At 64.3% G+C, this 21,914-nt stretch carries 25 protein-coding genes; all 25 read left to right on the forward strand.

From position 1 onward, the window contains the following. The first annotated feature begins 54 nt into the window (after nucleotides 1-54). The 25 genes from motA to ABIB00_RS21200 all read left to right on the forward strand — a co-directional run bounded on the left by motA (nucleotide 55) and on the right by ABIB00_RS21200 (nucleotide 21,892). The gene (gene motA / locus ABIB00_RS21080; protein ID WP_247344698.1) at nucleotides 55-954 is read left to right on the forward strand and encodes a flagellar motor stator protein MotA; all 900 of its coding nucleotides are present in this window, start codon (nucleotides 55-57) and stop codon (nucleotides 952-954) included. Then, complete coding sequence (locus ABIB00_RS21085) at nucleotides 951-1,889, forward strand: flagellar motor switch protein FliM (protein ID WP_249803923.1); 939 nt, start codon at nucleotides 951-953, stop codon at nucleotides 1,887-1,889. Before motA ends, ABIB00_RS21085 begins: the two co-directional genes overlap by 4 nt. Continuing rightward, entirely contained in the window at nucleotides 1,870-2,184 is a 315-nt protein-coding gene (locus ABIB00_RS21090; RefSeq protein WP_247344696.1) for a hypothetical protein, read from the forward strand. The genes ABIB00_RS21085 and ABIB00_RS21090 overlap by 20 nt, the downstream gene beginning before the upstream one ends. A gap of 76 nt (nucleotides 2,185-2,260) precedes the next feature. Continuing rightward, nucleotides 2,261-2,641 (forward strand): flagellar motor switch protein FliN, encoded by a 381-nt coding sequence (gene fliN, locus ABIB00_RS21095; RefSeq protein WP_354105706.1) that lies wholly within the window; start codon nucleotides 2,261-2,263, stop codon nucleotides 2,639-2,641. Between the two features lie 2 nt (nucleotides 2,642-2,643). After that, nucleotides 2,644-3,684 (forward strand): flagellar motor switch protein FliG, encoded by a 1,041-nt coding sequence (locus tag ABIB00_RS21100; protein ID WP_247444780.1) that lies wholly within the window; start codon nucleotides 2,644-2,646, stop codon nucleotides 3,682-3,684. A gap of 13 nt (nucleotides 3,685-3,697) precedes the next feature. Then, a complete protein-coding gene (flhB, locus tag ABIB00_RS21105; protein WP_354105707.1) occupies nucleotides 3,698-4,783 on the forward strand; it encodes a flagellar biosynthesis protein FlhB in 1,086 nt (361 codons plus the stop codon). Nucleotides 4,784-4,847: 64 nt separating this feature from the next. Beyond that, nucleotides 4,848-5,249 carry a flagellar basal body rod protein FlgB gene (gene flgB / locus ABIB00_RS21110; protein ID WP_247344684.1) on the forward strand — a complete coding sequence of 134 codons (402 nt, stop codon included), beginning with the start codon at nucleotides 4,848-4,850 and terminating at the stop codon, nucleotides 5,247-5,249. 11 nt (nucleotides 5,250-5,260) lie between these two features. Further along, a complete protein-coding gene (flgC, locus tag ABIB00_RS21115; RefSeq protein WP_211399645.1) occupies nucleotides 5,261-5,677 on the forward strand; it encodes a flagellar basal body rod protein FlgC in 417 nt (138 codons plus the stop codon). A 2-nt stretch (nucleotides 5,678-5,679) separates the two neighbouring features. Continuing rightward, the gene (fliE, locus tag ABIB00_RS21120; RefSeq protein WP_354105708.1) at nucleotides 5,680-6,009 is read left to right on the forward strand and encodes a flagellar hook-basal body complex protein FliE; all 330 of its coding nucleotides are present in this window, start codon (nucleotides 5,680-5,682) and stop codon (nucleotides 6,007-6,009) included. A gap of 15 nt (nucleotides 6,010-6,024) precedes the next feature. Then, nucleotides 6,025-6,813 (forward strand): flagellar basal-body rod protein FlgG, encoded by a 789-nt coding sequence (gene flgG, locus ABIB00_RS21125; RefSeq protein WP_247344678.1) that lies wholly within the window; start codon nucleotides 6,025-6,027, stop codon nucleotides 6,811-6,813. Between the two features lie 13 nt (nucleotides 6,814-6,826). Beyond that, on the forward strand, nucleotides 6,827-7,303 hold the full coding sequence (flgA, locus tag ABIB00_RS21130; protein ID WP_354105709.1) for a flagellar basal body P-ring formation chaperone FlgA: 477 nt from the start codon (nucleotides 6,827-6,829) through the stop codon (nucleotides 7,301-7,303). Continuing rightward, on the forward strand, nucleotides 7,300-8,430 hold the full coding sequence (gene flgI, locus ABIB00_RS21135) for a flagellar basal body P-ring protein FlgI (protein ID WP_354105710.1): 1,131 nt from the start codon (nucleotides 7,300-7,302) through the stop codon (nucleotides 8,428-8,430). Before flgA ends, flgI begins: the two co-directional genes overlap by 4 nt. Nucleotides 8,431-8,497: 67 nt before the next feature. Next, nucleotides 8,498-9,259, forward strand: coding sequence for a MotE family protein (locus ABIB00_RS21140; RefSeq protein WP_354105711.1), 762 nt, complete (start codon nucleotides 8,498-8,500; stop codon nucleotides 9,257-9,259). After that, entirely contained in the window at nucleotides 9,260-9,955 is a 696-nt protein-coding gene (gene flgH, locus ABIB00_RS21145) for a flagellar basal body L-ring protein FlgH (RefSeq protein WP_354105712.1), read from the forward strand. It begins immediately after the preceding gene. Between the two features lie 42 nt (nucleotides 9,956-9,997). Beyond that, nucleotides 9,998-10,441, forward strand: a complete 444-nt coding sequence (locus ABIB00_RS21150; protein WP_354105713.1) for a flagellar basal body-associated FliL family protein — start codon at nucleotides 9,998-10,000, stop codon at nucleotides 10,439-10,441. Continuing rightward, on the forward strand, nucleotides 10,438-11,178 hold the full coding sequence (gene fliP, locus ABIB00_RS21155; protein WP_247330503.1) for a flagellar type III secretion system pore protein FliP: 741 nt from the start codon (nucleotides 10,438-10,440) through the stop codon (nucleotides 11,176-11,178). The genes ABIB00_RS21150 and fliP overlap by 4 nt, the downstream gene beginning before the upstream one ends. A 243-nt stretch (nucleotides 11,179-11,421) precedes the next feature. Further along, on the forward strand, nucleotides 11,422-12,330 hold the full coding sequence (locus ABIB00_RS21160) for a flagellin N-terminal helical domain-containing protein (RefSeq protein ID WP_354050101.1): 909 nt from the start codon (nucleotides 11,422-11,424) through the stop codon (nucleotides 12,328-12,330). A gap of 273 nt (nucleotides 12,331-12,603) precedes the next feature. After that, nucleotides 12,604-13,515 (forward strand): flagellin N-terminal helical domain-containing protein, encoded by a 912-nt coding sequence (locus tag ABIB00_RS21165; RefSeq protein ID WP_247344659.1) that lies wholly within the window; start codon nucleotides 12,604-12,606, stop codon nucleotides 13,513-13,515. 306 nt (nucleotides 13,516-13,821) lie between these two features. Beyond that, nucleotides 13,822-15,453: a flagellar basal-body MS-ring/collar protein FliF gene (gene fliF, locus ABIB00_RS21170; RefSeq protein ID WP_354105714.1), complete on the forward strand. Its 1,632-nt coding sequence runs from the start codon at nucleotides 13,822-13,824 to the stop codon at nucleotides 15,451-15,453. Then, nucleotides 15,450-16,151, forward strand: coding sequence for a hypothetical protein (locus ABIB00_RS21175; protein ID WP_354105715.1), 702 nt, complete (start codon nucleotides 15,450-15,452; stop codon nucleotides 16,149-16,151). Before fliF ends, ABIB00_RS21175 begins: the two co-directional genes overlap by 4 nt. 6 nt (nucleotides 16,152-16,157) lie before the next feature. Next, nucleotides 16,158-17,477, forward strand: a complete 1,320-nt coding sequence (locus tag ABIB00_RS21180) for a MotB family protein (protein ID WP_354105716.1) — start codon at nucleotides 16,158-16,160, stop codon at nucleotides 17,475-17,477. Next, on the forward strand, nucleotides 17,474-18,676 hold the full coding sequence (locus ABIB00_RS21185; RefSeq protein ID WP_354105717.1) for a chemotaxis protein: 1,203 nt from the start codon (nucleotides 17,474-17,476) through the stop codon (nucleotides 18,674-18,676). Before ABIB00_RS21180 ends, ABIB00_RS21185 begins: the two co-directional genes overlap by 4 nt. After that, complete coding sequence (gene fliK, locus ABIB00_RS21190) at nucleotides 18,673-20,037, forward strand: flagellar hook-length control protein FliK (RefSeq protein WP_354105718.1); 1,365 nt, start codon at nucleotides 18,673-18,675, stop codon at nucleotides 20,035-20,037. The genes ABIB00_RS21185 and fliK overlap by 4 nt, the downstream gene beginning before the upstream one ends. Continuing rightward, nucleotides 19,988-20,569, forward strand: coding sequence for a transglycosylase SLT domain-containing protein (locus ABIB00_RS21195; RefSeq protein ID WP_354105719.1), 582 nt, complete (start codon nucleotides 19,988-19,990; stop codon nucleotides 20,567-20,569). Before fliK ends, ABIB00_RS21195 begins: the two co-directional genes overlap by 50 nt. Nucleotides 20,570-20,665: 96 nt before the next feature. After that, nucleotides 20,666-21,892, forward strand: coding sequence for a flagellar hook protein FlgE (locus tag ABIB00_RS21200; protein WP_354105720.1), 1,227 nt, complete (start codon nucleotides 20,666-20,668; stop codon nucleotides 21,890-21,892). Nucleotides 21,893-21,914: the final 22 nt, after the last annotated feature.

The following is a 21,914-nucleotide window of genomic DNA, read 5'->3' on the forward strand; positions in this document are numbered from 1 at the left end:
GCGCAAGGCTCGCCGACTAGATATTCCCGATAGGATCGGTGATGGAGCGGCGTGTTGGGCAGTTTCGTGGGGATCGTCATCACGGTAGCGGCACTGCTGGGTGGATTTGCCGCCATGGGCGGGCATCTGGGCGTGCTCATGCAGCCGTGGGAGTTCGTGATCATCATGGGCACCGCGGTCGGCACCTTCATCATGGCCAATCCCTGGAAGACGGTCGTGGATACCGGGCTTGCCTGCATGCAGGCAGTGACGGGGGCGGTGCCCGGTCAGCGCTACTATCTCGACCTGCTCGGCGCGCTCCACGCGCTGATGCGCGAGCTGCGGGGCAAGGGGCGCAACGAGGTCGAGGCACATATCGACGATCCCGCGTCCTCCGAGATCTTCAAGGCGTTTCCGAGCGTGCTCGGGGATCCCTCGGTGCTCCAGTTCATCTGCGACTACGTCCGCCTCATCATCATGGGTAACGCGCGGACGCACGAGATCGAAGCGCTGATGGACGAGGAGATCCACACCATCGTCAAGAGCAAGCTGACGCCCTACCACGCGCTGGTGGTAGTCTCGGAGGCGTTGCCTGCACTCGGCATCGTCGCCGCGGTGCTCGGCGTCATCAAGGCCATGGGCGCGCTCGACCAGTCGCCGAAGCTGCTGGGCGGCTTCATTGGCGCCGCCCTCGTCGGCACCTTCGCCGGTATCTTCCTGTCCTACGGCATCATTTCGCCATTCGCGATGAAGGTGAAGATGACGCGCGAGAAGCGTTGCCGGCCCTACATCATCGTCAAGCAGACGCTGCTGGCGTTCATGAACGGCGCCATGCCGCAGATCGCCGTCGAGCACGGCCGCAAGATGATCGCGAGCCCCGAGCGGCCCTCGATCGACGTCGTCGAGAACGAGACGATCGCGGGCCCCAAGGCCGTCGTGACCGAGGTTGAACCGAAGGCTGCGCGCGCATCATGATGGAAGACCTCGACGTCGATCAGCGCAAGCAGCTGCCGAACTATCTGCTGGACGCCGCCGGCATATCGATCGAGCGTATGCCGATGCTCAATGTGATCTTCGATCGCATGGCGGCATCGTGCACGGACAGCCTGCAGCCGATGGCCGGAACGCCGTGCTATTTCTCGGTCAACGGCATTACCAACGACCGCGTCGGCGACATCGTCAAGGACTACGAGGCCAACGCGGTTGCGGCCGTGCTCTATGCCGAGCAATGGGACTCCCGCATCATCATCATGCTCGACCGCGACTTCGTGTTCACCATGGTCGAGGCGATGTTCGGCTCCGACGGCGCCGAACCGCCGCTCGACGTCGAGCGCAGCTTCTCGAACATCGAGATCCGCCTGGTCCAGGCGCTGTTCGAACGGTTCGCCAAGGCGCTGCAATCCGCTTTCGCCGGCACCTCCAACGTCACTTTCCGCGTGGAGCGGGTCGAGACCGCCATGGCGTCGCTGGCGATCGGGCGGAGCGGCAACATGTCGATCTGCGCGAACATCATGCTGCAGGCACTCTATCGCGGCGGTCAGATGTTCCTCATCATTCCGCACTCCGCGCTCAACCCACTCAGGCAGAAGCTCGCGACCGTCGTCGTCAGCGATGGCCGCGCGGCCGATCCGCGCTGGCGCGAGCAGATGGAGAGCGAGGTACACCGCACCGAGGTGACGCTGAGCGCGGTGCTCGACGAGAAGATGATATCCCTCGAGGACGTCGTGAAATTCAAGGTTGGACAGGTGCTCGAGCTCGAAGCCACGCCGCGCACGCTGGCCCGGCTCGAGAGCAACAACCAGGTGCTGTTCTGGTGCCAGATCGGCCAGCTTGATGGCTACTACGCCATGCAAGTGGCAGATCCCGTCGATCAGAAGCGGGAGTTCGTCGATGATATCCTATCTCGTTGATGCCGTGCTGCTGATAGCGCTGGCCTTCACCAGCATGCGAGTGACCCGGATGCATAGCGAGCTGGCGCGGTTGCGCAGCTACCAGGGCGAGTTCTCGACCATCGTCCACGAGACTGCGGGTGCCTTCGACACGGTCATCACCGCGGCGCATGATTCCACCGCGAATCTCGGTCGGCTCGCCAACGTGCTGAGCACGAAGATCGATCAGGCCCACGAGGCGATCGCGGCCCTCGATGCGAGAAGCGGGCTCGCACCCGCGGCGACCGCGGGCGGCACCGACGTGAACAAGCATTGAAGCCGAAGCCGGCAGAACAAATACGATCGGGACGTTGCGGCGCTCCGGGAGCGGAAATACCAAGAGGCGAAACCAAATGGCGCAATCCTTCGACTATGAGTCCGCAGCGGCGTCCGAGGACGGGCATACCGAGACATCTCCGCTGGAGCGGCTGGCGGAGACCGCCGCGCGCACCGCGGAGGAGAGTGGCAAGTTCGCCAATGTCGATGCCATCCTGCGTATTCCCGTGACCATGCAGGTGGTGCTGGGATCGGCGACCATTCCGGTGGCAAACCTGATGAAGCTCGGCCGCGGCGCGGTGGTTCCGCTCGACCACCGGGTCGGCGAACCCGTCGACGTCGTCGTCAATGGCCGCATCGTCGCCCGTGGCGAGGTGGTCGTGGTTGAAGAGGACAATTCCCGCTTCGGCGTCTCGCTCACCGAGATTGTCGGGCCGTTGGGGCAGGGTGATACCTGACCATGGCGGCACAGGTCGGCATCGCTCCCACCAAACAGCGAGGCGTTGCCACGCTGGGCGGAACGGAGAAGGTCGCGGCACTTCTGCTCGCCATGGGCCGGCAGGCGGCCGCGAGCGTGCTCGCGCAGTTCGAGCCGCAGGATATCCGCACCGTGACCAAGGCCGCGGCCGAGCTGCGGCCGATCACCGCGCAGGAACTAGAGGCGATCGTCGAGGAGTTCGCCCAGCAATTCTCGATGGGCGCCAACATTCTCGGCACCCTCGGTGGCCTGGAAGCCGTGCTCGGCGACGTGCTTCCGGCCGACCAGGTCTCGGCCATCATGTCGGATCTGCTCGGCAATTCGAGCCGGTCGGTGTGGGACCGCGTCTCGTCGGTGTCGGAAAACTCGCTGGCAAGCTACCTCTCCAAGGAGCATCCGCAGACCGCGGCGCTCATCCTGTCCAAGGTGAAGCCGTCCTGCGCCGCCAAGGTCATGAGCCAGCTGCCGTCGAGCCTGCGCAACGAGCTGATGCGGCGCGTGCTCAGCCTCAAGCCGATCGTCGACGACGCCATGAGGGTGCTCGAAAAGACGCTGCACGAGGATTTGACGCTGAACTTCGCCCGTAACCTCGGCGCGGACACCTACGCCCGCGTCGCCGACATCATCAACAAGATGGAGCGCGGACACATCGAGGACATGCTGAAGAGCCTGTCGGAGAAGCGGCCGAAGTCGGCCGAAGTGCTGAAGGAGCTGCTGTTCACCTTCGACGACGTGACCAACTTGACGCCGAAGGCGCGCACCATGATCTTCGACCAGGTGCCGACCGATCGCATCGTCATCGCGCTGAAGGGCACCGACAAGCACTTCCGCGAGATGATCCTGTCCTCGGTCGCCTCGCGCGTCCGCCGCGTCGTCGAACACGAACTCGCCATCGGCGAGCCGTCGAACCAGCGCGACGTGCTGGAGGCGCGGCGTGTGATCACCGACCTCGCGCTCGACCTTGCGGAAAAGGGCGAAATCGAGCTCAACCCCGAGCAGGAGGATGAGCTGGTCTTTCGCTGACCGCTAAACGGGCATGGCAGAAACAGCCGATCAGGAGAGCAAGACAGAAGAGCCGACCGAGAAAAAAGTCCGCGATGCGCTCGAACAGGGCAAAATCCCGGTCTCTCGGGAGGCTTCCATCTTCGCGTCGATGGCGGCGCTGATGGTGATTCAGATGTTTCTGATCGGCCAGGGCGTGCAGCAATTGACGCCGATGCTGACGAGCTTTCTCGACGATCCCGACGGCTTCCCTCTCAGCACCGGGGCCGACGCCCTCAATCTCCTCACCGTGGTAGGCCTTCAGGCATTGCGATTCCTGGTGCCGCTGGTCGTCACTCTGTCTGTGTTTGGCCTGGCAGCGTCGTTGCTGCAAAATGCGCCGAGCCTGGTGCTCCAGCGGATCGCGCCGGACCTGTCGCGAATCTCGCCGCTTAGCGGCTGGAGCCGGCTGTTCGGAGCGCAGGGCCTCGTCGAGTTCGCCAAGTCGCTGTTCAAGCTTGTCTCGGTGACAGTTGTCGTTGTCGTCGTGCTGCGCTCGTCGGAAGCGAAGGCGTTCGAGGCGATGTATACCGATCCGGTCGCGCTGCCGGAGATGATTCTCAACATCGCCATGCGGATCGTCTCGGCGATCTGCATCGCGACCATCGTCCTGGTCGCGATCGATCTCGCCTGGGCGCGCTTCCACTGGCGCCGTGAGCTGCGCATGACGCGGCAGGAGATCAAGGACGAGCACAAGCAGGCCGAAGGCGATCCGCTGATCAAGGCGCGCCTGCGCTCGCTGGCACGCGACCGCTCGCGCCAGCGCATGATCGCCTCCACATCGCGCGCGACGCTGGTGATCGCGAACCCGACGCACTTCGCGATCGCATTGCGCTACAAGCGCGAGGAAAACCCGGCGCCGATCGTCGTGGCCAAGGGCATGGACGTGATCGCGCTAAAGATCCGCGAAATCGCCGAGCAGAATCGTATTCCGGTGATCGAGAACAAGGCGCTGGCGCGGGCGCTCTACGAGGCGGTCCAGGTCGACCAGGTGATTCCGGCGGAGTTCTTCCGACCGGTCGCCGAGATCATCTACTTCCTGCAATCCAAGCAGGCGCCGCAGACCGAGAAGGTCCAGTAGAATTCCGAGGACGACGTCTCGCGCATCAGCCTGACGAAAGCTTGCGACCCTAAGCTCAACCCGAATGAACCAGAATGGTGATGTCGTGGGACCGCTTTATCTCTTCGAACTCGCATCGTCGCAGGCGCGTTACCTCGAACTCCGCCAGTCGACGATCGCCACCAATGTCGCCAACGCCAACACGCCGGGCTTCAAGGCACGCGACGTCGAGCCCTTCAACAAGGTGCTTGACAGCACGCCGGTGAGGCTCGCGACGACGTCGCCGTCGCACCTGCAGCTCTCCGCGGCCGAGAGCGACACGCGGGCGACCGCGAAGAAGGACAGCTGGGACGTGGTTCACTCCGGCAACTCCGTCAGTCTCGAGCAGGAAATGATCAAGGGAAGCGACGTCAGTCGCGACTACTCGATGAACTCGGCGGTGGTGCGGTCGTTTCACCGCATGCTGCTGTCGAGCGCGAAGACCTGAGGTGAACTGACATGCTGGACTCACTGCAATCTTCGTTGACAGTCGCGAGCTCCGGGCTCGAAGCGCAGTCGACGCGCATGCGCATCGTCTCGGAGAACCTCGCCAACGCGACGTCGACGGGACGCGCCGCCGGCGCCGATCCCTATCAGCGCAAGACCATCACCTTCGATGCGGCGATGGACCGCGCTTCCGGCGCGCAGCTGGCGAAGGTCAAGGAAATCGGGGTTGACACCACGCCGTACCGCGTGGAGTACGACCCGGGGCATCCCGCTGCCGACAAGGCCGGCTACGTCAAGCTGCCGAACGTCAACATGATGATCGAGATGGCGGACATGCGGGAAGTCAACCGGTCCTATGAAGCCAATCTCCAGGTCGTGAAACAGGTGAGGTCGATGCTGGGCATGACCATCGACCTGCTGAGGAGCTGACAATGCTTGAAGCGATTTCGTCCACCGCGATTTCGGCCGCGCAAGCGGCGAGCCGCGCGACCGAGGCGCAGGCCATTTCGCCGGCGGCGACGCCCGCGATCCAGTCCGGCAGCGATGTCGGATTCGAATCGGTAATGAAGCAGGTGACGACGGACGCGATCGGGACGCTGAAGGCGGGCGAAGCGGCCTCGATCTCGGCCATGCAGGGCAAGGAATCGACGCGGCGCGTCGTGGAGGCGCTGATGTCGGCCGAGCAGGCCTTGCAGACGGCGGTCGCGGTTCGCGACAAGGTCGTGCAGGCCTACCAAGAAGTCGTTCGGATGTCGATCTGATCAAGGAGTGACGCAGTGAAATCGCTTGCCATCGCGGCTACGGGCATGAACGCCCAGCAGACCAACATCGAAGTCATCGCCAACAACATCGCCAACATCAACTCGACGTCGTACAAGCGGGCGCGTGCGGAATTCACTGATCTGTTCTACCAGATGGACCGCATGCAGGGCGTTGCCAACACCAACGGCTCGTCGCCGATCCCGGAGGGCGCCAATCTCGGCCTCGGTGTCAAGTCGGCGGCGATCCGCAAGCTGCACATCCAGGGAGCGCTCACGCAGACCGGCAATCCCTACGACATGGCGATCAACGGGCGCGGCTGGTTTCAGGTGCTCGGCCCGAACAACGAGGTGCAATATACCCGCGCGGGCTCGTTCAACACCAATGCCAACAGTCAGCTCGTCACGACCGACGGTTATCTGCTGGATCCCGCAATCACGGTGCCGCAGGGAACGGTCCAGGTCACGGTCAACCAGACCGGGCAGGTGTTCGCCAAGCTGGATACGGAGGTGAACCCGCGGCAGATCGGCCAGCTCAACCTCGCCAATTTTGCCAATGAAGCCGGCCTCGAACCGCTGGGCAGCAACCTCTATCGCGAGACCACGGCGTCGGGCACGCCGGTCGTCGGGCTGCCGGGCGATTCCGGCTACGGCAAGATCAACCAGCAATATCTCGAAGCCTCGAACGTCGATCCGGTCAAGGAAATCACCGAGTTGATCTCCGCCCAGCGCGCCTACGAAATGAATGCCAAGGTCATCCAGGCTTCGGATGAAATGGCCCAGACAGTCTCGAAGGGCATGCGCTAGTTCCGGTGTATCCATGTTGAACAGGATGGGCTTGATGGTGCGCGGGTTGGCCGCCATGCTGCTGGTTCTCGTCTCCGCGCGGGTCGCGGCGGCCGAGGAGAAGCGGCTGCCGGTGCCGGCCGTCTCGATCCGCGCTGGCGAGCTGATCCGGGACGACATGATCACCGAGCGCGCCTTTGCGCTGAACGTGCTCGGCGTCGCCATGTTCATCGAAGGCCGCCAGATCCTGGTCGGCCGGATGGCGCGGCGCGCGTTGCTGCCCGGTCAGCCGATCCCGACCAATTCGGTGGAGGATCCCTGGACGGTCGCCCGCGGCGCCATGGTCAAGGTCGTGGTCGAAGACAGCGGCCTGTCGATCGTGACCTACGGCGCAGCGATGCAGTCGGGTGCGCCCGGCGCGCTCATCCCGATACGAAACACCGATACCGGTGTGATCATCAGGGGCGTGGTCCAGCCCGACGGCACCGTCAAGGTCGTGGACGGGTCATGACCAGATTCCTGCTTGCGCTCGTGCTACTGGTTTCCGCCGCCAGCGCCCAGGCCGCCGTTCGCATCAAGGACATCGCGGACATCAAGGGATTGCGCGAAAACCAGATCGTCGGTTACGGCCTCGTCATCGGCCTGAACGGCACCGGCGACACGCTCCGCAATGCCCCGTTCACCGAGCAGTCCCTGCAATCGATGCTCGAGAACATGGGCATCAATGTCAGGAACGAGACCACGAGCACCAACAATCCCCCGCGTCCGACGACGCTGCGCACGCGCAACGTCGCGGCCGTGATGGTGACCGCGGACCTGCAGCCTTCGATCAGTGCGGGCGAGCGCATGGACGTGAGCGTGTCGTCGCTCGGCGATGCGACCTCGCTGCTCGGCGGCACGCTGGTGATGACGTCGCTGCGCGCGGCGGACGGTGCGGTCTATGCAGTGGCGCAAGGCGCGGTCACAGTCGCGGGTTACAGCGTCGGAGGCCAGGCCCAGAACGTCAGCCAGGGCACGCCGACCGCGGGCCGCATCCCGAACGGCGCGCTGGTCGAGCGCGAGGTGCAGGGTAGTCTCCATGAAATGGAGTATCTGGTGCTGGAGCTGAAGAATCCCGACTTCGTCACCGCAACACGCATCCTCGACGCCATCAACCGCTACGCGGGCGGACGCTACCGCGCGCAGATCGCCTTCGAGCGCGACTACCGCACGATCGTGCTGTCGAAGCCGCGCCACATCGGCCCGGTCCGATTCCTTGCCGAAATCGGCGAGCTGACCGTCGAACCGGACACGCCGGCGCGGGTGGTGATCAACGAGCGCACCGGCACGGTGGTGATCGGACGCGACGTACGGATATCGACCGTTGCCGTGACACACGGCAATCTGACGGTCCGCGTCACCGAGCTTCCCGTGGTGTCGCAGCCGGCGCCGTTCTCGAAAGGGCAGACGGTGGTCGTGCCCCAGACCGTGGTCGAGGCCAACGAGGCCGGATCGCAGGTGGCGATCCTGAGCGGCGTCGATCTCCAGCGCCTGGTGCGCGGGCTGAACCAGATCGGCCTGAAGCCATCAGGCATCATCGCGATCCTCCAGGCGATCAAGACGGCCGGCGCCCTTCAGGCAGATGTCATCGTGCAATGATGCGTAAGCGTCGTGCAAGCTTGGTCGCTCAATGCTCAGGTCTTGACCGAGAATCGCACGCGGCCCGATGTTGAAGCTGGATCACAAAGCCAAACTCCTCCTCCTGATCGTCGCCTCCGCGCTCGCGAGCGCTTCGCCCGTGCTGGCGCTGGATGAGGCCAAGGCGTCGAAGCCGCTCAACCTGCTGTCCTTCGCGCGCGCCCGCGCGCCCGGACCGCAGAAGCCGATCACGTCGATCCCAAGCGACAATGCGTCGATCCGGGCAACTGCGTGGGCAGCCGAAGACTCGGGACCCGCGACCACGGGTGCCATGCCAGCTTCCGAGAAGCCCGCGCCTGTACCCACAGCCGCGCCGGTGCGCTCCGCCAAGCCTGGCAGCGTCACGGTGCCGCCGAAGCCGGCGCCGCCCCAGGCCGCTGCAACCGCGGACAATGAAGTGGCCCTGTTCTGCAGCAATGTCGCCGACCCCGCCGTCGATGCGAGGCTGGCCTGGCAGTTCAAGGAGCTGGAGAAGGCCGAGAACCTGCTCCGCGAGCGGATCGCCGAGGTCGAGGCCAAGCGTGCCGAATATGAGAAGTGGATGGCATTGCGCGACGACTTCCTGAAGAAGGCCGAAGCGAGCGTCGTCGAGATCTACTCGCGCATGAAGCCGGACGCCGCGGCGACGCAGATCGCCGGGATGGCGGACGAGACGGCTGCGGCCGTGCTCGCAAAGCTCACCCCGAGGAGCTCGAGCGCAATCTTCAACGAGATGGAGACGGGGCGCGCGGCGCACCTCGCCGATCTGCTCGGCGGAATGCGTCGCGTGGATGACGGAAAGACCAAATAGATGAAGAATCTAATCGTCATCCTGTCTCTGTTGTTGCTTGCCGGATGCGTCGCTGATCCGGCCGAGGTCCTGACTGGCCCGCGATTGTCGCCGGTCGGGAGCGGCCTGAGGACGCAGGCAGATCCGATTCCCGTGACGCCCCGCATGCGCTCGCCCGTCAGCTATCGCTCGACCTGGGACGACGGCACCGATCTCTACCGCGACGCCCGCGCCCGGCGCACCGGCGACCTCGTGACGGTGATCATCTCGATGCAGGACAAGGCCAAGCTCGACAACAAGACCGACCGCTCGCGCGATTCGCAGATCAAGTTCGGGCTCGACTGGCTGATGGACATCGCGGGATGGCAGGACAAAGGCTCGACGAGCGCCAACCTCAACACCAACACCCAGATCAAGGGCAACGGCCAGATCGACCGCACCGAAGATATCAAGCTGTCGATCGCAGCCGTCGTCACCGACGTGTTGCCGAACGGCAATATGATGATCAGCGGCTCGCAGGAATTCAAGGTCAACACAGAAATGCGCGTGCTCAACGTCGGCGGCATCGTGCGTCCGCGCGATATCTCGCGGGCCAACACGATCTCATACGAGAAGATCGCCGAGGCGCGCGTGGCCTATGGCGGTCGCGGAAATCTGTCTGACGTGCAGCAGCCTGGATGGGGACATCGGATCTATGACGCCGTGGCACCATTCTGACAGCAGCGGCCGTCGGGCCGCGTCGCGAGGGCAGGGGACGTCATGCGCCTGATCGCGGCCATCGTGGTGTTGACCCTGATCGCGATCGGCGCGGGCGCCGTTGCCGGCCTGCATCTGTTTGCGGCCGCCGAGCGCGTCGCCGACGCGAAGAAAACCGCAACGCCGACGCCTCTTGCCTCGAGCTACGCCGGCAGCGCGCGGCTCAGGAAACTTTCTCCGATAGTGACCAATCTCGGCGCGCCGGCCAACAACTGGGCCCGCATCGAAGCCTCCATGGTGACCGAGAGCATGAACGACGAGGATGCCGGCATCCTGGCGGCCCACATCAGCGAGGACATCGTCACCTATCTGCGGTCGGCGACGGTTGCGCAGTTCGAGGGATCGCGCGGGCTCCAGCATCTGCGCGACGACCTGACCGAGCGTGCCAATGTCCGCTCCTCGGGCAAGATCCGTGAATTGATTATTGAGACGTTGGTGATTCAGTGAAACTGAGAGTCCTGCTGCTTGCGTTGGTCCTGGTCGTGCTGCCCGAGGTGGCACTGGCCCAGATTCCGGACCTCAACTCCCTGCTGCCGCCGGGCAACGGCTCCACCAGCGGCCGGATCATCCAGCTGATGGCGGTGATCACGGTGCTATCGGTGGCGCCGGGACTGCTCATCATGGTGACGAGCTTCACGCGATTTGCAGTGGCGCTGTCGTTCCTGCGCGCCGGTCTCGGCCTCCAGACCACGCCGGCCAATCTGGTGCTGATCAGCCTCGCGTTGTTCATGACCTTCTACGTGATGGCGCCGACCTTCGACCGCGCCTGGGAAACCGGCGTCCAGCCGCTGATGAAAAACGAGATATCGGAGGAGGAGGCCTATCTGAAGATCACCGATCCGTTCCGCGAGTTCATGCTGGCCCATGTCCGCGACAAGGATCTGCAGACCTTCGAAGCGCTCGCCGCGGAGAGCTTCCGCAAGAAGTTCGACGACAAGCGCGTCGACATGCGCGTCATCATTCCGGCCTTTATGATTTCCGAGCTCCGGCGTTCGTTCGAGATCGGATTCCTCATCATCCTGCCTTTCCTCGTGATCGACATGATCGTGGCGACGCTGACCATGTCGATGGGCATGATGATGATGCCGCCGACGATCCTCGCGCTGCCGTTCAAGATGCTGTTCTTCGTGCTGATCGACGGCTGGAACCTGCTCGCCTCCGGACTGGTGCGGTCGTTCTCGTAAGAGGAGCGATCGCGGCCGATCGGCTGGTTATGGTTAGCAAAAACTAACATTAACCATATGATATTGCTATGTAATTCAAGCTGATCTTAATCTGCGGGCAAGATTCGACGTGTTAGCAATGCGTCACGGCGGGTTGGACCCCACCCATATCAGTCCAAAGGCATGATGCCGCCCCTCCGTACCGGTGAAAGCCCGGTATGTCCCCTCGTGAAAATGTAACGCGTACATAAAGGGACATTCGCAATGTCAAGCCTGCTTACGAACTCGACCGCCATGACCGCACTCCAGACCCTGCGGTCTGTGAGCTCGCAGCTCTCCACCACGCAGACCCGCATCTCCACCGGCCAGCGCGTGTCGACTGCTTCCGACAACGCTGCCTACTGGTCGATCGCGACGTCGATGCGCGCCGACAACGCCGCGCTCTCCGCGGTCTCCGACTCGCTCGGTCTGTCGGCCGCGACTGTCGACACCGAATATACCGCTCTGACCACCGTCATCGGCGACAAGGACTCCGGCCTGACCAAGCTTCAGTCCCTGCTGGTCGAAGCCAAGACCGCCGGTATCGACCGCAGCAAGATCCAGGCGGACGTCACCCAGATCCAGCAGCAGATGAAGGCGACAGCCAGTGCGGCGACCTTCAACGGCATCAACTGGCTGAGCACGACCGCCACCACGCCGACGACCTTCAGCCTCGTGTCGTCGTACTCGCGTGTCGGCGGTACGCCCACCATCGGTTCCATCACCGTGACGACCGCCAACTACTCGCTCTACACCGCGACGCAGACCGGCATTCTGGACACGGCGGGCAGTACCGCTCCGTCGATCAACACGATGACCATCTCCGCGCTCACCGACTCGGCGGCTGACCAGACCCTGCTCGACGGCTACATCGCGCAGGTCACCGCCGGCATTAACTCGGTGGCCTCGGCCGCCGCCAATCTCGGTGCCGTCAAGAACCGCCTCTCGACCAACTCGGACTTCGTGAAGTCGCTGATGGACTCCGTGGATCGCGGTATCGGTCAGCTCGTTGATGCCGACATGAACCAGGAGTCCACCCGCCTGTCGGCCCTCCAGGTCCAGCAGCAGCTCGGTGTGCAGGCGCTCTCGATCGCCAACAACAGCAGCCAGAGCATCCTGTCGCTGTTCCGCTAAGCCTCGAGCCAGCTTGGGAGGGCCGCGCTTCTCGCAAAGCGCGGCCCTTTCGTTTTGGCGTGACGCCGCGCGCAGGCCGTAATTTTCGACGGCCCTGTTGCCGAACGGGCACAGAGCCACAAGCCTCGCACAAGCTTGGCTCGCTACCTTCGCCGTTACGACAGGTTGGGCCTTGACGCTTTTGCGCAGCCCAAAGGCATGACGCCGCCCTGTCGTACCGGTGCAAGCCCGGTATGTCCCCAAACCTAATCCAATCTTCAAAGGGACATCAAAATGGGTTCTAGTCTCCTCACCAACTCCTCCGCAATGACCGCGCTGCAGACGCTTCGGAACGTCAGCTCGCAACTTGCTACCACGCAGAACCGGATCTCGACCGGCCAGCGCGTCTCGACCGCCTCGGACAACGCCGCCTACTGGTCGATCGCGACGTCGATGCGCTCCGACAATGCCGCGCTTTCCGCCGTCTCCGACTCGCTCGGTCTGTCGGCTGCGACTGTCGACACCGAATATACCGCTCTGACCTCGGTTATCGGCGACAAGGACTCCGGCCTGACCAAGCTTCAGGCGTTGCTGGTCGAAGCCAAGACCGCCGGTATCGACCGCACCAAGATCCAGGCTGACATCACCCAGATTCAGCAGGATATGAAGCTCAAGGCCAGCTCGGCGACCTTCAACGGCATCAACTGGCTGAGCACGACCGCCGCCACGCCGACGACCTTCAACCTGGTGTCGTCGTACTCGCGCGTCGGCGGTACGCCCACCATCGGTTCCATCACCGTGACGACCGCCAACTACTCGCTCTACACCGCGACGCAGACCGGCATTCTGGACACGGCGGGCAGTACCGCTCCGTCGATCAACACGATGACCATCTCCGCGCTCACCGACTCGGCGGCCGACCAGACCCTGCTCGATGGCTACATCTCGCAGGTCACCGCCGGCATCAACTCGGTGGCCTCGGCTGCCGCCAATCTCGGCGCCGTCAAGAACCGCCTCGCGACCAACACTGAGTTCGTCAAGACCCTGATGGACTCCGTGGACCGTGGTATCGGCCAGCTCGTCGACGCCGACATGAACGCGGAATCGACTCGCCTCCAGGCGCTGCAGACCCAGCAGCAGCTCGGCGTTCAGGCGCTCTCGATCGCCAACCAGAACAGCCAGAGCATCCTGTCGCTGTTCCGTTAAGCGGCGGCTTCGAAAACGACCGTGCTCCCCAGGGGAGCACGGTCTCCGCCATGAACGGCGGATATGACGGCACAAGACGTGCCCACATCGGTCTCCTGACGCCACATTCCAGGGCAGCACGCCTTGGCCGATCGCGCCGCGATGCGACCGGCTGTCCGCCTGTTGCCGACGCGCGCGATTGCGTCACTCAATCTCTTGTAAAATTGCAACGCCTCGCCTGCGAACCGACACATTCGTTTTCTCGCGCAACCTTCGGACAAGGTTGGCAGCGGAGTGTCCTCTACGTTCGCATTGGTATGAGGTCATATGCTGTTCAGTCGTGTGCAGATACAGCAACTGCTCAACAATCTGCTGGAGCTTGGGCCGCGACGCCTGATGGCCTTGGGACTGATCGGCTTTGCCGTTCTCGTCACCGTCGTCGGCGGCGCCTATTATCTCAGCCGGCCTGAGTTCGAGACACTCTACACGGGTCTTTCCCGCGAAGACGTGACGCGCATGGGTGCCGCGCTGCGCGAGCAAAACATCGCCTTCGACGTCAATACGGCCGGCGACGCGGTTTCGGTGCGCCCGAGCCAGACCATGCAGGCGCGGATGCTGCTCGCCGAGAAGGGGCTGCCGACCAGCGCCAATTCCGGCTACGAGCTGTTCGACAAGATCGGCTCGCTCGGCCTGACCTCATTCATGCAGGAGGTTACCAAGCTGCGGGCGTTGGAAGGCGAGATCGCGCGCACGGTGCAGTTGATGAAGGGCGTGAAGGCGGCGCGGGTGCATATCGTGCTGCCGGTGCGCGGCTCGTTCCGGGCGACGCAGCAGCCGCCTTCTGCATCGGTCGTATTGCGCACCGACGGCACGATCGAGGCGCGCACGGCGCAGTCGATCCGTCATCTCGTCGCTGCCGCCATTCCGGGCATGAGCCGCGACAAGGTCACGGTGCTGGACGCCGACGGTTCGATGCTGCTCGCCGAGGAGGACGAAGCGACTGCAGCGCCGACCAAGATGGCGAGCCTTCAGAAGACTGTCGGCGGGATGGTGCAGGAGAACATCCGCAAGGCGCTGACGCCGTATCTCGGGATCGATAATTTCGAGGTGAGCGTCTCCCCGCAGCTTTCCACGGACAAACGGCAGATCAACGAGACTGTTTACGATCCTGAGAACCGCGCCGAGCGCTCAGTCCGAAACGTGCGCGAGAAGGAGTCGTCGCAGAACGCGGACCGTTCGCAGCCGACGACGGTGCAGCAAAATCTTCCCGACCAGCAGGTGAACGCCGGCGGTGGCAAGAACTCCAACGAGGACAAGAGCCGCCGCGAGGACGTCACCAATTTCGAGGTCTCGTCCAAGACCACGACGACGGTGAGCGACGGCTATTCGGTGAAGAAACTCTTCATCGCCGTCCTGATCAATCGCGGGCGGCTCGTCGCCGACCTCGGCGACAAGAGCAACCAGGCCATCGTCGACAGCAAGCTTGCCGAGATCAGCCAGCTCGCAGCCACGGCCGGTGGGCTGGACAAGGCGCGGGGCGACCAGATCCAGGTGACGGCCGTCGATTTCATCGAAGGCTCGCGCGAACTGGCGCCGGTGCCGCCGATCAGCTTCGTCGAGATGATCAACAAGCAGCTCGGCAGTGTCATCAACGCAGTCACGATCCTGGCCGTAGCCTCGATGCTGGTGTGGTTCGGACTTCGGCCCGCGGTCAACGGCATCCTGACCCATCGCGCGGCGCAGGAGCAGACCGAGGCGGCGGAAGCTGCCCAACTCGAGGCAGCCGCCGGCGCTCTTGCATTGGCGGATAGCGAGGAGACCGAGCTCAATTTGGTCGAAGATCTCGAAGGCAAGATGCAGCGAACGCCGCAGAAGCGGCTCGAGCAGATCGTCCGTCTCGATCAGATGCAGGCGGCGGCGATCCTTAAAGACTGGATGCGGCGCGAGGAGGCGGCATGAACGCGGCAATCGGAAAACTCCTGACGCAGTTCGACGCGAACGGGCGAGCCAAATCGCCGCCGCTTCCGCCGCCGCCCAAGATCCAGGATGTGCTGACAAGGCCGAGGGAGGTTCGGCGCGAGCCTCAGCCGCAGCCCCAGGCCCATTTGCAGCCGCAGCCGCTGCTTCAGTCGCCGCCTCCGGCGCCGAAGACGGAAGCTCCGGCGGTCAATCTCCTGGACGATGCCTATCGGCGCGGCCACGCGGCCGGCGTAGCGGAGAGCGACGCCAGGATCGCCGAGGAACGCGTGCGCAGCGCGATCCGGCTCGGCGAGGAGCGGGCCAAGTGGTCCGACCAGCAGGCGGTCACGATCGTCAGCGGCTTCGAGGCGGCTTGCCGCGAGATCGAGACCAACATCGCGAGCTCTGTTGCGCGGATATTGCTGCCGTTTCTCGCCGATGCGGTCCGCGACAAGGCGATCGGGTCGCTGGTCGAGCAGATTGCGGCACTGACCGGCAATTCGCCGGTGCCGGTGTTCAAGGTCACCGGCCCGAGCGAACTGCTCGACCTGGTGAAGACCCAACTCCAGACGGCCCGGCGAACGGGCATCGAGTACGAGGCCGCCGATACTTTCGAGGTCCGCGTCGTAGCCGACCAGACCGTGATCGAGACGCAGATCACGGCCTGGAGCGAACGCCTGAAAGAGGCGCGCCGGTAGCCCGTCATGAATGAGGTCAAATCAGAGCTCGTCATCATCCGCCGGCGGAGCGCCTTCGACGACGAGAAGCCGCACGGCGGCGTCTGGAAGATCGCCTATGCGGACTTCATGACCGCGATGATGGCGTTCTTCCTGGTCATGTGGCTGATCAATGCACTCAACCAGGATCAGAAGCAGGTGGTCGCGAGCTATTTCAATCCGATCATGCTCGCGGAGAACGCGCCTGCCCCGAAAGGCCTCAAGGACCTCTCCAAGAAAGAGCCGTCGTCGTTCGAAGGCCAGGACGGCCGGCGTCAGCCGGCAGGACCGAGCGAGGAACGTCGCGGTGACTCTCCGACGGCCGAGAAGCCGCCCTTCTACGAGGAGAAGGTCCTGTTCCGCGATCCCTATACGACGCTCGCCGAGATCGCCAGCAGCGCAAACCAGGCCTCGGGCCAGCGGCGCGCCGGCGCTCTGACATCCGCCGAAGAGGACGGACTCAAGGGAGGCGACGCCTACCGCGATCCCTTCGATCCCGGTTATTGGAAGCTTGCGCCACAGGCATCCAAGGATGCCGATCGCATCATGGAGAGCGAGCCCAAGCCGAATGCGTCCGCGCGCGACACAGCGTCCGGCCCGGGCGAGCCGCAGGCGCGCCGGGCCAAGCAGGACGATGCCGCCGGAAGCGTGGGTCCGAACGCCGATGCGTCGTCCGCAAGCCTGTCGCCCCTGCTGCCGCCGGGGCCCGCGCCCTCGCCGTCTTCACGCGAAGGGAGCGCGCAGCCGCGCGCCCAGGCCGGCATTCAAGCCAACGCCGCCGCGCAGTCGCGTCCCAACGATACGACGAAGGAATCCGAGCCGCGCGACGCGGCTCAGACGCAGCAACCGACGGTCAAGCAGCTTCAGTCGGCGATCGCGGAGGCGCTGTCGGACGTCAAGGCCGGCGCGGGACCGGTGGCTGAGGTGCGTCAGGTCGAGGAAGGCCTGCTGATCAGCCTGACCGACGACGCGAACTTCGGCATGTTCGCGCGCGGCTCGGCTGAACCGCGGCCCGAGCTCATCCGTGTGATCGACAAGATCGGTCCGCTGCTGACGAAGCGTCTCGGCATGATCATCGTCCGCGGCCACACCGACAATCGGCCGTACCGTTCGGAGACCTACGACAATTGGCGGCTGTCGACGGCCCGTGCGCAGATGGCCTACTACATGCTGGTCCGCTCCGGCGTCGATGCGCAGCGCATCGAGCACGTCGAGGGTTATGCCGATCGACGGCCGAAACTCCAAAACGATCCGGCGGCCGCGCAGAATCGCCGGATCGAGATCCTGGTCCGGGAGAAGCGTCCTTGAACAGGTCTCTGCTCCGCGCCGCGTTGCTGATGCTGCTGCCGTTCACGGCGGCAGGCGCATTTGCCGAGCCGGCACCGACACCGACCCTGGCGGCATCGATATCGGGCGAGCCATATGAACTCGTTCGCGCATTGCAGGCCGTGCAGGACGGCATCGCCAACGGCGATACCGCGGCGCATGGCAACCACATCGCGTTGATCCGGCAGATCGGCGAAAAATTTCTCGCCGCCGATCCGGGCGTGTGGAGCAACCCGCAGAACGGCCAAGCCGTCGTCATCTACCTGCTCAGCGGCGGCGGGCCGCAAATCGTCCGCAAGTTGCCGCGCGACAAGCTGAACGTCGACGGACGGCTGTTCGATGGCGCACTCGCCTATGTCGAGGGCCGTCAGGACGAAGCGCGCGAGCTGCTCAAGGACGTCAAGCCCCGGACGATTCCGTCGGGCCTGGGCGGACAGGTCGCGCTGGTCCAGGGCGCGTTGTTCGCACGCGCCGAAGCAACGCTCGCGATCGAGCGTCTGGATGACGCGCGCCTACTCTCGCCGGGCACATTGGTGGAGGAGGCCGCGCTGCGGCGCGAGATCCTGCTGGTCGGGCAAGCCGAGGATTTCGACAAGTTCGAGTTCTTGACGCTGGCCTATATCCGCCACTACGGCAACTCGGTCTATGCCGGCGACTTCTGGCAGCGCTTTTCCACGGGCCTGACGCAATCGAGCCTCGCGCTCGACGAGCGCCGGTTTGGGCGGATCATCACTTTGCTGGAGCAGATCGACCGCGCGAGCCGGCTCAAGCTCTATCTCGTGATCGCACGCACCGCGATGGTGCGCGGAGGGCTCGCCGTAACCCGGCTTGCCGGCGAGCGCGCGCTGACGCTCAGTGCCGATGCCTCGGCGGATCGCGAACGGGCGCATTTGTTCCGCGGCGTGTCGCGGGCGCTCACCGACGAATATGACGGTGGTCTTGCCGAGTTGAAGGCGCTCGACCGGTCGAAGCTGCCCGAGCGCGACATTCCCTTGCTCAATGCAACGGTGCAGCTCGCACTCGACGTTCGCAAGCCGTTCGCCGGCGCATCCGCCGCCGCAGCCGACAAGCCTCCGGTCACGCCGGCGCGTATCGATCTCGCGTCGTCGACCGCAACGCTTGCGCGCGCACAGAAGCAGCTCGGCGAACTCGAGCTCCTCACCAGGGATCGCCGTCCATGACGAAGCTCAGTGGAACCTCCGGACAGGTCTTTTCGGGCCTCGCCGAAAGCCTCAGCATGCGGGGCACATCTCGCGCCGGCAAGAGCGCCGGGGCGAAAGCGCAGCCGGACACGTCGTTCAACGATCTGCTGCACACCGTCTCGAATCTCGCGAAGCGGGCGCTCAACGACGAGGGCAGCGACACGGCCGTGAAAGCCGGAACACTGCGGACGCGCCTGGCGCACCAGAGTGAAAAGGACAGGTCGAAGGACGACACGGTGCACGAAGGCCCCGCGGCGGCCGAGGACCCCGGATTCACCGCGAGGCCCACCGAGAAATCTTCCGACAAGAAGACCGACAAATCGTCCGGGAAACATGTCCCTGTCGACCATACCGGGCAGGCCGACGTCCAGAACCAATCGAGCATTGCGGTGATCGTCGGACAGGAGATCGCCGCCGGACCGGTCGTGCAGCCACAGATGCAAGCACCGGCGGGCGACAAGAACGATGCGTCCGGGCGCGACGGGCGGTCTGCCACGACGAAGCGCGAAGTTCAGGCCATGGGCATGTCGAAGACGATGACAGCCGATCCCGGCCCATCTGCTGTGGCTCCGATCGCCGCGCACTCGCAGGCCGCGGCTCCCCACGCGACGGCCGCCGCCCAGGCGACATCGACGCAAGACGGCGAGCCATCGCCGAGGGCAACGGCACCTGACTTCGAGGCCGTTGCGGCCAATGTCGAGCGTGCTGCCAAGGCCTCGGCGCGGGACGCATTGCCCGAGACGACCAAGGTCACCGTAGTCCAGCAGGAGACCCATCTGCCCCCGGCGCAGTTCAACGCTCCGCAACAGGTTGCCAATGCCGTCGTCGCCGAGCTGAAGGAATCTCCGGCGCCGACGGCGTCCGCAGCTCCAGATCTTGCAGCGTCCCAAGCCAATGCGCCGGACCAGCCGCTCAAGATCCTGACCATCAACCTCGAACCGCCTACTCTCGGGAACGTCACCGTGCGCCTTCGTCTCGTTGGGAACGAGGTGTCCGTCCACCTCGCCGCCGAGCGCAAGGATACGAGCCAGATGCTTGACCAGCAGCGCGACTCGATCCGCGAGCTCATGCAGTCGGCGGGCTACGTGGCCGACGTTGCGCCCGTCCAGCACGGCTCGTTGGATGGATTCCAGAGCGGCTCCGGTCAGTCGCAGCCGCAGCTCTCGGGCCAGCAACAGCCATCGTCGCAGTCGCAAGGCACGTTCGACGGCGCGAGAAATTCGTCGGGACAGTCGGACGGCGGCGCGAAACAGGCCCGACAGGAGCGCCAGTTCAACCAGGAGACGCGTCATGACCAGGACGTGGCGCCGCAGATTCGTCGCGGCCCTGTTTATCTGTAACGCCGGCGCCGCGGCCGCGGCGACCGACAATTCGCGCCCCTGCGAGCGCGAGATGGCGCGTGCGTCCCAGCAGCACGGAATTCCGCTCGGCATTCTCTATGCCGTCGGCCTGACCGAGACCGGGCGGCGCGGCGCGCTTTATCCCTACGCGCTCGGCGCCGAAGGACAGACCGTGTTCGCCAAGGACATGAACGACGCGATCGCGAATTTCGAATCCATGCGCAGCAAGGGGATCAAGCTGATCGACCTCGGTTGCATGCAGATCAACCATCACTTTCACGGCGACAAGTTCACCTCGGTGCGGGCGATGTTCGATCCTGCCAAGAACGTCGATTACGCCGCGCGCTTCCTGAAGGAGCTGAAGCAACGCGAGGGCAGCTGGACCATGGCGGTCGCCCGCTACAATGCAGGCCCCAACAACCAGCCGGCGCAGAAGCGCTACGTCTGTCACATCGTCGCTCATCTCGTCTCGAGCGGCTTCGGCGCGTGGACCGACAAGGCGCGCTCGTTCTGTCAGCCCAAAACGACCTGAAGGGACGACGTCAAAGTTGTGCATCGTTCCGCACCATCAGCCCCGCGCAAGCAACAACCACCATTGTAACTGCAACCTACCGAAGGAGCCCAATTCATGAGCCTGTATGGTGTTATGCGCACCGGTGTTTCCGGGATGAACGCGCAGTCCAACAAGCTGTCGACGGTGTCGGACAACATCGCCAACGTCAACACCACCGGCTACAAGCGGGCTTCGACCGAATTCTCATCGCTGATCCTGAAGAGCGGCTCGGGCAATTACGATTCCGGCGCGGTCGAGACCACGGTCCGCTACGCCATCAGCGATGCCGGCAATTACCAGTTCACGACCTCGGCGACGGACCTCGCGGTGCAGGGCAACGGCTTCTTCGTCGTGCGGGATCCGAACGGCAACAATTTTCTGACGCGCGCCGGCGCGTTCGTGCCCGACAGCACGGGCAATCTCGTCAACTCCGCCGGCTTCCAGCTGATGGGCTACAACATCGCGAACGGTGCGACGCCCACCGTCGCCGCCAATGGCTTCGGCGGCCTCCAGGTCATCAACGTCAACCAGATGGCGCTCCAGGCGTCGCCTTCGACCAAGGCAACTGTCGATGCCAATCTCGATCCGAGCGCTGCGATCATCGCGGGTCCGCCCGGTCCCGGCGCTTACACGTCGAAGACCTCGGTCGTCACTTACGACAACATCGGCAACGCGGTGACGGTCGACGTCTATGCTGCGAAGACCGCCGCGAACACCTGGCAGATCCAGCTCTACGATTCTTCCACCGGCACGGCGCTCGCGGGTGGTCTCAATACCTTCACCTTCGATGTCACCGCGACCGGCAAAGGCAAGCTCACCGCCGCAAGCCCGACCTCGCTCACCGTGACCATCCCGGGCGGCTCGTCCTTCAACATGGATCTGTCGGCCATGACCCAGGTCGCTTCCAGCTTCGACTTCAAGGCGACGGTCGACGGCAACGCCCCGTCCGCGGTGGAGAAGGTGAACATCGACGACAAGGGCGTGGTCACCGCGGTGCTCAAGAACGGCACCGAGCTGCCGAGCTTCCAGATCGCGCTCGCGAACGTTCCGAGCCCGGACCATCTGACGCCCGAAGTCGGCAACGTCTATTCACCGAACCTGGATTCCGGAAACGTGCAGGTCGGCCTCGCCGGCCAGGGCGGGCTCGGCACCATCCAGTCGGGCGCTCTGGAAGACTCGAACGTCGATCTGGCGGACGAGTTGACTGCGATGATCGAGGCGCAGCGCGGCTTCACTGCGAACTCGAAATCGTTCCAGACCGGCGCCGACTTGCTGGATGTCGTCGTCAACCTGAAGCGCTGAGTCTCTCAGCGCTCGATCCCGG

Origin of the sequence: Bradyrhizobium sp. LB14.3, assembly GCF_040547985.1 — a bacterium.
Lineage (GTDB): Bacteria > Pseudomonadota > Alphaproteobacteria > Rhizobiales > Xanthobacteraceae > Bradyrhizobium.

Excerpts from the sequence above, each read along its gene's own strand:
- ABIB00_RS21200 (WP_354105720.1), top strand. The coding sequence starts at position 20,666 with ATGAGCCTGTATGGTGTTATGCGCACCGGTGTTTCCGGGATGAACGCG.
- flgH (WP_354105712.1), top strand. The coding sequence starts at position 9,260 with ATGAAGAATCTAATCGTCATCCTGTCTCTGTTGTTGCTTGCCGGATGC.
- ABIB00_RS21090 (WP_247344696.1), top strand. The coding sequence starts at position 1,870 with ATGATATCCTATCTCGTTGATGCCGTGCTGCTGATAGCGCTGGCCTTC.
- ABIB00_RS21195 (WP_354105719.1), top strand. The coding sequence starts at position 19,988 with ATGACCAGGACGTGGCGCCGCAGATTCGTCGCGGCCCTGTTTATCTGT.
- ABIB00_RS21085 (WP_249803923.1), top strand. The coding sequence starts at position 951 with ATGATGGAAGACCTCGACGTCGATCAGCGCAAGCAGCTGCCGAACTAT.
- ABIB00_RS21100 (WP_247444780.1), top strand. The coding sequence starts at position 2,644 with ATGGCGGCACAGGTCGGCATCGCTCCCACCAAACAGCGAGGCGTTGCC.
- ABIB00_RS21165 (WP_247344659.1), top strand. The coding sequence starts at position 12,604 with ATGGGTTCTAGTCTCCTCACCAACTCCTCCGCAATGACCGCGCTGCAG.
- fliE (WP_354105708.1), top strand. The coding sequence starts at position 5,680 with ATGCTTGAAGCGATTTCGTCCACCGCGATTTCGGCCGCGCAAGCGGCG.
- flgI (WP_354105710.1), top strand. The coding sequence starts at position 7,300 with ATGACCAGATTCCTGCTTGCGCTCGTGCTACTGGTTTCCGCCGCCAGC.
- ABIB00_RS21150 (WP_354105713.1), top strand. The coding sequence starts at position 9,998 with ATGCGCCTGATCGCGGCCATCGTGGTGTTGACCCTGATCGCGATCGGC.
- flgA (WP_354105709.1), top strand. The coding sequence starts at position 6,827 with ATGTTGAACAGGATGGGCTTGATGGTGCGCGGGTTGGCCGCCATGCTG.
- ABIB00_RS21180 (WP_354105716.1), top strand. The coding sequence starts at position 16,158 with ATGAATGAGGTCAAATCAGAGCTCGTCATCATCCGCCGGCGGAGCGCC.
- ABIB00_RS21140 (WP_354105711.1), top strand. The coding sequence starts at position 8,498 with ATGTTGAAGCTGGATCACAAAGCCAAACTCCTCCTCCTGATCGTCGCC.
- flhB (WP_354105707.1), top strand. The coding sequence starts at position 3,698 with ATGGCAGAAACAGCCGATCAGGAGAGCAAGACAGAAGAGCCGACCGAG.
- ABIB00_RS21160 (WP_354050101.1), top strand. The coding sequence starts at position 11,422 with ATGTCAAGCCTGCTTACGAACTCGACCGCCATGACCGCACTCCAGACC.
- flgC (WP_211399645.1), top strand. The coding sequence starts at position 5,261 with ATGCTGGACTCACTGCAATCTTCGTTGACAGTCGCGAGCTCCGGGCTC.
- fliN (WP_354105706.1), top strand. The coding sequence starts at position 2,261 with ATGGCGCAATCCTTCGACTATGAGTCCGCAGCGGCGTCCGAGGACGGG.
- fliK (WP_354105718.1), top strand. The coding sequence starts at position 18,673 with ATGACGAAGCTCAGTGGAACCTCCGGACAGGTCTTTTCGGGCCTCGCC.
- fliF (WP_354105714.1), top strand. The coding sequence starts at position 13,822 with ATGCTGTTCAGTCGTGTGCAGATACAGCAACTGCTCAACAATCTGCTG.
- flgB (WP_247344684.1), top strand. The coding sequence starts at position 4,848 with ATGAACCAGAATGGTGATGTCGTGGGACCGCTTTATCTCTTCGAACTC.
- ABIB00_RS21175 (WP_354105715.1), top strand. The coding sequence starts at position 15,450 with ATGAACGCGGCAATCGGAAAACTCCTGACGCAGTTCGACGCGAACGGG.